A 9,726-nucleotide genomic window follows, 5' to 3' on the forward strand; every position below is an offset into this window, starting at 1 on the left:
GCGCCGAGGTCAGTTGTCAGCCGCAGCGTCGGGGAGCCTGGCGACCAGCTCTTCGAGGTGGGTGAGCCAGTCGGCAGCAGTGTGGATGGTCCAGCCGGCGGCTTGGTAGGCGCTGTCGCGGCGTTCGGTTTCCGGGCTGGGGTCGGCGTTGAGTGAGGCGACGACTGCAACTCTGACCGTGTCTTGGGCCCAGGCGAAGTCGGCTTGCCAGCCGCCGTCACCGAGTTCGTAGCCGAAGATCGGGGCGGTCTTGCCGCGGTCGGCGACCGCCCGGGCTACATCGATCAGATCGGCTTCACTGTCTGGGTCCAGCAGAGGAATGATCTCTTCGTCCCAGGCGGCATCTCGTGCAGTGGGAGAGGACAGCACGTCCTCGGTAGGTTCGCTGGTGGGTTGCGGGGCCTGCTCGGCTGCGGTGCTGCCGGATCCCGGGATGGGCTCGTTGGATGCATCGGGCGCCGTGGCGGGAGGACCAGGGATGTCGAGCGCGGTGAAGTATTGCGGGCTGAGCAGTTCGAGAATGTCCTTGTCGCCTCGTGTGCGCAGGTGTGCGAGGACGTCATCCATCGTCGTGGCGTCATTCAGACCGATGCGCCGCCCCACCACCGCCGGCATGTCCTTATCTGGGACCTGACCGGACAGGGCCATCAGGCGCAGGGCTTGCTGCGTATCGGTGAGGTCGCGTTCGTCCTTCTCCGCCAGGCGTAGCGCCTTGAGATGCCCGTCCTTGGCTGCGAGAAACACATGGTCTCCCTCGTCGGCCTGTATGTGCTCGAGCAGGGTACGCAGAGAGCCACAGGTCGGCTGATTACGCCAGACCAACTGGGTGGTGCCGACATCGTGGAACAGCTCCAGCCGGCTTCCAGGAGTAAGGCCGAGGTACGCGGCGAAGCCGGTGGGGATGGTGAAGCCGGAGCCCCGCAGGTGCTCGCCGTTGACGTCGAGCCTGTAACACCAAGTACCGTGGCTGGTCTGGAAACAGCGCCGGGTCTGTGCGACGTCACGTCGAGGCTGATAGTCGGCGAGTGCGGAGGCTTCGAGGGTGCTCAGGCGGACCCAGCCGCGCTGGAAGCGGTCATATTCCGGGGCTGCGAGGTAGGCGCGGACGGACCTCTCCGATACGTCGAACTGCGAGCAGAGCGCGCTGACGATGTCCTCGATCGGAGCCGCTCCCCCGGCATGCTCAAGCTCTCGATTGATCATTTCCCGAATGCCGAGGTACTCGGTGCCGCCCCATCGGCGCAGTCCGTACAGGTCGCGGTCACGTCGTATGAAGCGTTCGTCGGTTTGGATCTGGTTGCGCAGACTGGCCAGGGCGGTGGTGTCGTCCAGGCGACTGTAGAGCTCTTCCATCGACAGGGGGTGGCCCACCAGCGTCAGGACGGCTTCGGCCCGATCACTGATCGAGCGGCCCCAGGGCAGTAGATGCCCGTCAAGGACGCGAAAGCCCTTGACCGTCTGCAGCCAAGCGTCGGCATCGGTGTCACGAATGCCGTGCTGGACCAGCAGACTTACGATGTCCGGCCAGGCGGGCGCCGAGGATGTGCAGCGTTTGGTGAGCTCAATGCGTGTGTGCTCCAAACGCTGATCAAGTTCGCCTTGCACCAGCCATCCGCTAGTCCAAGTGCGATCGGGCAACAGTGCGGCAATGACTTGCCACAAAGGGAGGGCAAGAGCGACAACGGTCTGCTCGTGCTCAGGGTGCAGCAGGCGCAAGGCTTCCTCGGTGGCCACCGGTCCGAGGTGGTCCTGGACCGCAAGGAGGTGACTGAGGAACGGCTGACCGTCGTCGGAGTGCAGCCATTGATGAAGATTCTTCTCAAGCTCAACCTGGATCTGTCGTGCTCGTTCGCGGCTGACTCCAAACTGCTCGCCGAGGTTTTCCAGAGAGGTTCGGTTCTGGCCGAGGGTGCGTCCGGCCGCGATGGCCAGATGCCGTTCGCTCCAGCTGTCAATGAGGGGAGCGAGTGCATCGAGCGGTTGTACGGCCAGAGCGCGCACCGTGGTACTGGCAGGTGCGGGCGGCCTCACGGCAACGGGCCGGCCTACAGGGCGGGAGGTATCACTGTCGTGCCCTGACTGCTGAGTCCATGCGCACAATGTGGCTGCGGCCGCGTGGACGGCTGCCGGTGCGTCGGCTGGCAGCAAACGGGCCAGCAGGGCGGTGAGAGCAGCGACGTCCGTGCTGAGTTCGGCGGTTTCAGTGTCGGCGGCGGGTTGCTTCAAGTCGCGTCCGCCGGTGAGGAAGGGGCGGAGCAGGGGGAGGACGAGCTGCGGGAGTGTCTCCTCGCCAACGGTGTGGGCGATGGTGCTGGTGAGGTCCGCCTGCTGGCCTTCAGGGCAGAAACACAACTGAGGCAAGGCCGTACCAAGCCTCAGGTGCGGCCAGTGGACTGAGAGTGCACGTGCGGCATGCTGGGCTACCTCTGCTGCACTGGTGGTGGCGATGACGTCGCACAGCGGTGTGCGGACCCACCAAGTGTCTGGTAGGCGAACGTCGTTCAGTACGGGACCCAATTGGTGCGGATCGCCGAAGCGGAGAGCCGGTAGCAGATCGGCGAGGACGTGGTGCCAGGGCGGCGTGGATTCGATCAAGCCAGTCACGTGTGGTCCCGCATCTCGTGCGTTCGATGGTCGGACAGCGGGAGTTACCGCCTGCTGAGGTGGAGTGCCTGGCGCGGTGCGAGGCGGCGCAGGAGGTCCTCCAGTGGGAGAACGCACCGGCCAGCGTTGTGACCGACCGGTGCGTTGGGTTACCACTCCAAGGCGTCCAGCATGTCCTTGACGGGGTCGTCGGTGGTGTCCGCGGTGGGGGTGAGCGCATCGAGCACGAGCGAGCTGACGATGGCGACAAGGTCCCTGCTGCCCCGGGTGTTGATCTCTGCCTGGAGGCAGTGCAGGCCGCCATTGGCGTACTCCTCGAAAATCCTCAACCGCTCGGCAAGCCGGTCATCAGCGAGGATCTTTGCGTCCTCGGGCACTTCGGCCGCCGCGATCAGGTCGATGAGCACGTCGCCGTATTCACGGTTCTCCACCAGTGCGTAGCGGATCCCCTCCCCGGACTTCTCAAACGGAACACGTCGTTCCTTTCGATGGCCCAGGGAGGCGGCGAACAGCAGTGCCTCGTAATTGGCGCGGAAAGGGCCATCCTTACCCGTGAGGAGAGACAACAGCTCTTCGTGTTCGGCCGGGCGGCGAAAGCGGATCTCGACGGCCATCAGATGGTCACCTCTTCCAGGACGGTGTGGTTGAAGTCGCCGTGGGAGACGTAGGGGTAGTCGCGGCCATCGATACTGATGGTGTCTTCGTCGGCGTCGGTGTTCGTGATGTAAGAACGCAGTACATACATGCGGGATGCCGCGCCTCCAAGATGGTCAAGCACCATGCCGCGGGACTGCGACTTCGACAGCAGGGTGACGATCTGAGAGGTGAGCTTGGGAAGGGATTCGGCAATGTCGTTCTGGTAGGCGACATCGAGGTTTCCGAACGGAGCATCCATGACGACCGGATACACTCCTCCGCCTCCCAGGACTGCGTCGGGTGTCTTCTGCTTGCGGTCGTGCGTCTCCTTGGCCAGTTCAGAGACGGCGCCGACGAATGACAGGCCCAGGATCTGGTTCTCGCCGGTGCTGCGGGCAGCGGCGACACCGGCCGAGTGGTTGACCAACTCCAACGCGAAGGCGGGAGTGAGGTGGGGGGTGAAAGGCTTGATGCAAATCCGCCCGAAGACGCTCTTGACCTTCTGGTCGAGCTGCTGGCGGACCTCCTCAGTCTTGACCGCCAGAATCCGTTGAAAGGCGGTGAGAACCTCGTCAACCAGGGTCACTTGCCGCTGGATGCGCTTGGACTCCTCGTCCTGCACCCGTGCGGAGTGGAACTGACGCTTGACCTTCTCAATCTGCTCGTCCAGCTCAGCCAGCTGGGACTGTGCCTCACGATGCTGCTGCAGGGCGTCCAGGCGCTTGCGATCGAACTCCTTGCGCCGCTCCTCCAGACGCTGGACGTCCATCACATTGACGCCCTTCAGCTCGCGGGCGATGTCGCTCTCTTCTGCGTCGATCTGCCGGATCGAAGACTCAATTTCTTCGATGTCGGAGACGCACTCCCGCAGTTTTGCCAGGAGGTCCGCCCGCGCCAAAGTCAGGTCGGCTGCCTTGCCACGCAAATACATCCAGCGGGTCTCGACGTCGGCAAGTCCGGCGTTGTATCGGCGTTCCTCCAGTGCCATCCGCGCTTGAGATCCTTCGGGCAGGTCGCGCCCACACATACACAGTCCGTCATCGAGGAGGCCGTCGATGTAGTCGCGCTGGATACCCGCAGGCAGCTCCCGACGCTTACGCATCCCTTCGGCGAGATCCAAGACCTGGGTATCGATGCCGCTGGTGAAGGCAAGGAAGCTGCTCCTGGCAAGCAGCTCGCGCTTCTTCTCCTGGCGTTCAACCCTCTTGGCCACTAGCTCATCCAAGCGCACCTTCAGCTTGGCACGCTGGCGTTGCAGTGGCGCCGCTTTGCCGTTGGCAAGGAGTGCCTGGTTGGCCGCCTCCACTTCACGTTCGTAGCCGCCGGCAGTCTCAGAGAGCTCCAACAACTTTTTGTGGACATCAAGCTTACGCTGGTCCAGCCGTTCTTGTTCAGCCATCAGCGCCTGCAGGCGTCCATCGCCGTTGCTGCCGATCTGCCGACTGAGCTTTCGTGAAGCATTCGGCAGGTGGGTGGCGATGGCCCGCTCAATCTCTTCAAGCCCCATCAGGGTCTTGATCGCCTGCTTGACCTCGTCCGTACGGTCTCCGGTGAACATACGCTCCATGCGCTCACCGTTGAAGAAGAAGAACTGCCGCAAACCTTCAGGGAGGATTTTCTGTATGCGGTCCTGGCCATTGGTGACGGTGGTGCTGACTCCGTGCTCGGATTCGGTGACGATGAGCTTCGCCGCCGACGCGACCTGCTCTTCGGTGTTCTTGGTTGCCGTGACCGTCCGCAGCACGGTGAACAACAGTCCCTCGTGCTCGAACTCAACCTTTACCGAGGCGCTGACCACCCCACCGAAGGGAGTCTGCATCCACGCATGGTCGTTGATCACGCGTTCCTGGTGCTCGACATCGTCAGAGAAAGCACCGTACAGCGCCCACGTGAACGCGTTCAGCAAGGTAGTCTTGCCCGCACCGTTCATGCCGAAGATGAGGATGGCCGGCTTCTCCGGAGTGACATCCAGATCAATTTGCTGAGTTCCGTAGAAAACACGGAAATTTTCCAGCGTGAGCTTGAGCAGTTTCACTTGGCCAGCTCCTTGGCGGCGCGGACAATCTCGTCCGTGAGCAGGGTCGGGTTCTTCACATGCAGGTGCTCACGCTCAAGTTGCCATACTTTCGCCACGAGCTTCCTGGCTTCCGGCGACAGGCCGTCCATGATGTCTTTCAGGCTTTCCGTAGTCCCCATGCTCTTTCTCCACATGTAGGGTTGTCCGTCGGTCTTGCACGTACTGTCAGGTGTCCATGAGCCCGTAGCGCAGACGCAGGGGGCGCAGGACGTCGAGAGTGTGTGCCTCATTGTCGGCAAGCCGGGCGAACTCCGTCACTCGCGCCAGCTCACGGGCCACCATGCGGCGCTCGGTCTCGTGCTGCAGATCACTGGCGGTGCTGGGAGGAACCACGATGAAATCGACGATGTCCGCGCGTTCCTTTCCCGGCGCCTTGCGCAGGACGCGGCCGCGGCGCTGAATGAACTGCCGCGGGTTGGAGGAGCTGGCAAGGAGGTAGGCCGTGCGTGCGGCCGGCACGTCCACTCCTTCATCGAGACACTTCATCGACAGCAAGACCTGAAGCTGCGTTCCGGTAGCGAACTGGCGCAGCAGGTGCTGGCGTTCAGGGCGTTTAGTTTCGGCGGTGTACGGGGCCGCCGGCATGCGCAACTGCGTGCCCACCAAGGCCAGGGCCTGCTGCAGCTGGGTCGGCTCGGCCGGATCACCACCCTCATAGGACAGGGGGTGACGGCCCTCGGCGCAATACAGCAGCTGATACCAGTCATTGCGACGAGCCATGATTTCGCGGTGCAGGGCAGGCAGCTTGGCACGAGTGTGCCCGAGAATGTTGGAGCGTCGCCGCAGGAGCTGCCCCAGAGGGCTGTCGTCATCGGTGTCATGGGGCATACCCTCAGCTGCGATGATCTTGGCAATTTTTTCGGTTACCTCCGCATAGAGGTAAGCCTCCTCGTCGTCCAGTTCAACCAGAACGGGTGTGTAGATGTAGCGGCAAAGGGCTCCGGCGCGGATGGCGTCGCCGATGCCCATTTCGAAGACAACATCACCGAAGTAGTCCGTCAGTGCTGCGGTGCCCTGGTCATCGAACCAGCGCTCCGGTGTGGCCGACAACCCCAGTCGGTAGGCGGCAGATGCGGGAAGTTTCTCTCGCAGCCGTTTGGCGCCGAGGTTGTGACATTCATCCGCGATTACGAGGAGGCGGCCGCGGTAGCGATCCAGGATCGACTGCAGCGGGCCGGCTGCGAAGGTGGCGTTGGTGGTGACCAGAACTCCGCCCTGGGCACTGCCCAGGGCAAGCGCATCCAGGAGCGAAGAGGCTTTGCCGTACCAACTGCTGGTGGATTCGTAGGCGCGGATGGGCTGCACACCGAACCAGGTGATGTCTTTGCACCACTGGTCGACCAGGTGCTGGTACGGGGCGATGACGAGAGTGAGCAGTCCTTCGCCGCGTTTTTGCAGCACGCGGGTCAGCTGAGCTGCGGCCGACAGCGCGGTCAAGGTTTTACCCGTACCGGTGGCCATGCGCAGGATCCCCCTGCCGCCTTGGCCAAACCAGCGTTCGACGGCTTGTTTCTGGTAGTCCCGTACAGTCAGTTCGCCAGGGATCGTCAACCGTCCGGAAGTTTCCAGGCGAGGCATGGTGATCAAGGTGCCGTCCAACACAGGCAGCTCCCCTTCGGGTGCGGTGGACCGCGCGCAGCGTTGGATCACCGTGTGAGCGGCGGCAGTGAAGTCAATCACCCGCAGCAGCGCAGTCCGGTCTTCCCAAAGGTCTTCAAAGTCTTGACTTATGCGTACAGCACGACTCTGGTCCCCGGGCTCCCAGGTACGGAAGACCTCGATGGATTCGAAGTTACCGACCAGCCCCGGCATAGTCTCGTTCGCGCTGCCTTTGAAGGAGACCAGGTCGCGACCATCACGAAAGACGCCGATCTTCTCGTGATAAATGCCGACCCGATTGTGGGAATTGATGTAGGCGAGCTTGATATCAAGGCGGCCATTAGCGATGAGCAGGCCGAGCTTGCCCAGCCCGCTCGCTGCACGCGGGTCCTGGGCCGCCTGCTCCAGATCCCGTACGGCAGCTTGTTCCAGCACAGCCCGCAGTTCGTATCCAGCGTGGATCTGCTCCACATCGTCGGCGGTGAGCTGCGGGGAGGCGATGATGCGCATTGTCCCGCCGCGAGCAGCGAAATCGTCCAGCCCCTGACCGAGTACGGCCAGCACAGAAGCACTGAAGTATCCGACAGCGCGGTCGTAGGAGGCCGCCGCCGCGAGAGCAGGGACGTAGAAGTCGCGGACGATGTCACAGCGGTCACTGCGGTAGTCGGCGTGCAGGCCCGTTGCACGCAACCCGTCGGGGTGCCGGGTCATCACAGTCCCATGAGATTGATCAGGTCCTCGGAGGACGGCCCATCGTTATCGGGGCCGGCACCACCGGCCAGAGGCTGTTCGCTTTTCTGATCGCGGCGGACATCGCTGAGCCAGCGAACCACACCATCGCGCGCGGTAAAGGGAGGCGATGAGGCGGACACCCGGACACTGGCGGCGGCGATGGTGAACTCGCGAGTCAAGATGGCGACCAGTTCATCAGTGGGAATTGAACCGCCTGACCGGTCCACCTCCTGTGCAATCAGTTCCTTGATGCTGGTGTAAGGGCGCAGTCCCCACTGCGTGAGTGCCCAAGAGTTCACGTCACTGCGCACGAACCGGTCGTCTTTGGACAGCTGAGCCTTCAGCGAGCGGACGTTCACGCCCGGGCCCATGCGTTCGACCAGGAGCGGCCAATCCAGGGGATAGCCGAGTTCCTCAAGTATGGCCAAAGCCCGGTCGGTGAGCGGTACGCGTCGCGCAGCGCCGGGTTCGACGGGCTCGTTTCCGGGACCGTCGGCAAAATCCTCGGAGACATCGGGGACAGGAGCTTCGTCAGGCAGCTGCCAGCCGTTGGGGGTAGCGACCGCGGCAAGGGCACGTGCCATCAGGGTCCGCAGCGGATCGGGCAGCTCTTCGCTGTCCCGCAGCAGGTCGGTCAGCTGTTCCCCTGGGCGCTGCTGGCAGGCATACACGCGAAGCTGCTCGAAGACCTCGTCCAGCCGTGACACTCTCTCCGGCACCCACTCAGGACGGGCATCCGTGTGTGTTGAGGAAGGAGGAGAAGAGGCGGGCTCAGTTGCAGTCGCATCGCTGAGCGGGGCAGCGGGGCGGGGTGCCGACAGTTCATAGTCGCCATCTGCCACTTCTTCTTGGTGGGACGCGGCAGAGGACTGCTGTTGAGGCGCAAGTTCAACACTCTGGCCGCCGATGACACGCAGCCCGCAGTACTGAAGCCACGGCTCGGTGGTTTTGAGGGGATGCCCCGTTTCCTTCAGTATCCGCACAGCTGCGGTCAGCGACAACACCTCCCCCGGGACCAGACCAAGTGCACTGCGGGTCAGCTTGCGGGCATGCGCCAGCGAACCGCTGAACAGCCAGTTGTCATCGCTGCTTCCCGACCAGTGCAGGGCAAGCAGGAGATCAAGCACCCGTACTTCGCTACCGGGCAGCCGGTCGGCGAGCCAGGGATGGTGGTCTATCAGGTCCGCGCGAGTAACGGGCGTCTGCGTTGCGGTCTCAAACAGCTGCAAGGCACATGCCAGCTTGGGGGATGTCAGCGCCATATCCTGCAGCTGCTTAGGCAGCTCCTCCAACAGCCGTGTCATCCACGACCGCATGGTGCGGTAGCGGACGGCCAGTTCATCGACTGGTATGGGGGCTCGTGCACATAGGTGCAGAGTGATCAGGTCCTGCTGGCGGGCGTCTAGAGAAACGAACCATCCTTGGACTGCATGGTCGGGGCTCTCCGGCTCGATGTGCGCGGGTGAACTGGGCGCGTGCGGGGGTTCGTCCTGAGGCAGGCTCAGCTGTGGGAACAGGGCTGCGGCACGCACGAGTGCGGCAAGGATGTCGCGCTTTGTGTCGGTGCGGACCTTCGCCAGGCTGGCGATGCTCGACGGTGTCAGAAGGGCGACGTCGGCTAGTACCCTGCCGCCTGCAGCCAGCAGGACGTCCAATGCCATCGTTTCCAGTTCCAGCTCTGCCGTCGGCATCTGCTGCGGCAGCGACGGAAGCAGCAGATGCAAAGGGCGCGCGTCCAGCTCGGGCTCGCCAGCCCAACCCAGGAACGACGCGAGCAGGTCGAAGACGTCGTCCATGTACGGGCGGCGCGCGCTCGTCTCTTCCGGCGTCTCGTGCAGCCACCACTGTGCCGGCCCTCCCATCCGCTGGAGTGCGAGCAATTGCTCAGGCCCCAGCTGATCCAGCCATGGCAGCACGATGCGCCACGTTGGCTTGAGCAACGAGAGCGAATCTGACATCTTTCCCACCCTGTTCGTGCCGATGAACCTGCTGTGGTGCCAGCGGCAAGGACTGCTTTGAGTCGTCGCCACTGAGCACGGCTCACTGACTCAGAAGATCGTTCCCACTGGTTACCGGCT

General features: G+C 63.3%; 6 protein-coding genes. All 6 read right to left on the minus strand.

Annotated elements, in window-relative coordinates; all coding sequences use genetic code 11:
* Positions 1-9: 9 nt before the first annotated feature.
* The gene (locus ACH5AO_RS12310; protein WP_398924177.1) at positions 10-2,604 is read right to left on the minus strand and encodes a hypothetical protein; all 2,595 of its coding nucleotides are present in this window, start codon (positions 2,602-2,604) and stop codon (positions 10-12) included.
* Between the two features lie 149 nt (positions 2,605-2,753).
* Entirely contained in the window at positions 2,754-3,218 is a 465-nt protein-coding gene (locus ACH5AO_RS12315) for a DNA phosphorothioation-associated protein 4 (RefSeq protein ID WP_398924178.1), read from the minus strand.
* Entirely contained in the window at positions 3,218-5,275 is a 2,058-nt protein-coding gene (locus ACH5AO_RS12320) for an AAA family ATPase (protein WP_398924179.1), read from the minus strand. The genes ACH5AO_RS12315 and ACH5AO_RS12320 overlap by 1 nt, the downstream gene beginning before the upstream one ends.
* Positions 5,272-5,436: a hypothetical protein gene (locus ACH5AO_RS12325; RefSeq protein ID WP_190152738.1), complete on the minus strand. Its 165-nt coding sequence runs from the start codon at positions 5,434-5,436 to the stop codon at positions 5,272-5,274. Before ACH5AO_RS12325 ends, ACH5AO_RS12320 begins: the two co-directional genes overlap by 4 nt.
* A gap of 46 nt (positions 5,437-5,482) precedes the next feature.
* Positions 5,483-7,627, minus strand: coding sequence for a DEAD/DEAH box helicase family protein (locus ACH5AO_RS12330; protein WP_398924410.1), 2,145 nt, complete (start codon positions 7,625-7,627; stop codon positions 5,483-5,485).
* Positions 7,627-9,606 carry a hypothetical protein gene (locus ACH5AO_RS12335; RefSeq protein ID WP_398924180.1) on the minus strand — a complete coding sequence of 660 codons (1,980 nt, stop codon included), beginning with the start codon at positions 9,604-9,606 and terminating at the stop codon, positions 7,627-7,629. The genes ACH5AO_RS12330 and ACH5AO_RS12335 overlap by 1 nt, the downstream gene beginning before the upstream one ends.
* Between the last annotated feature and the right edge of the window lie 120 nt (positions 9,607-9,726).

Source organism: Streptomyces sp. NPDC018964 (assembly GCF_044390325.1).
Lineage (GTDB): Bacteria > Actinomycetota > Actinomycetes > Streptomycetales > Streptomycetaceae > Streptomyces.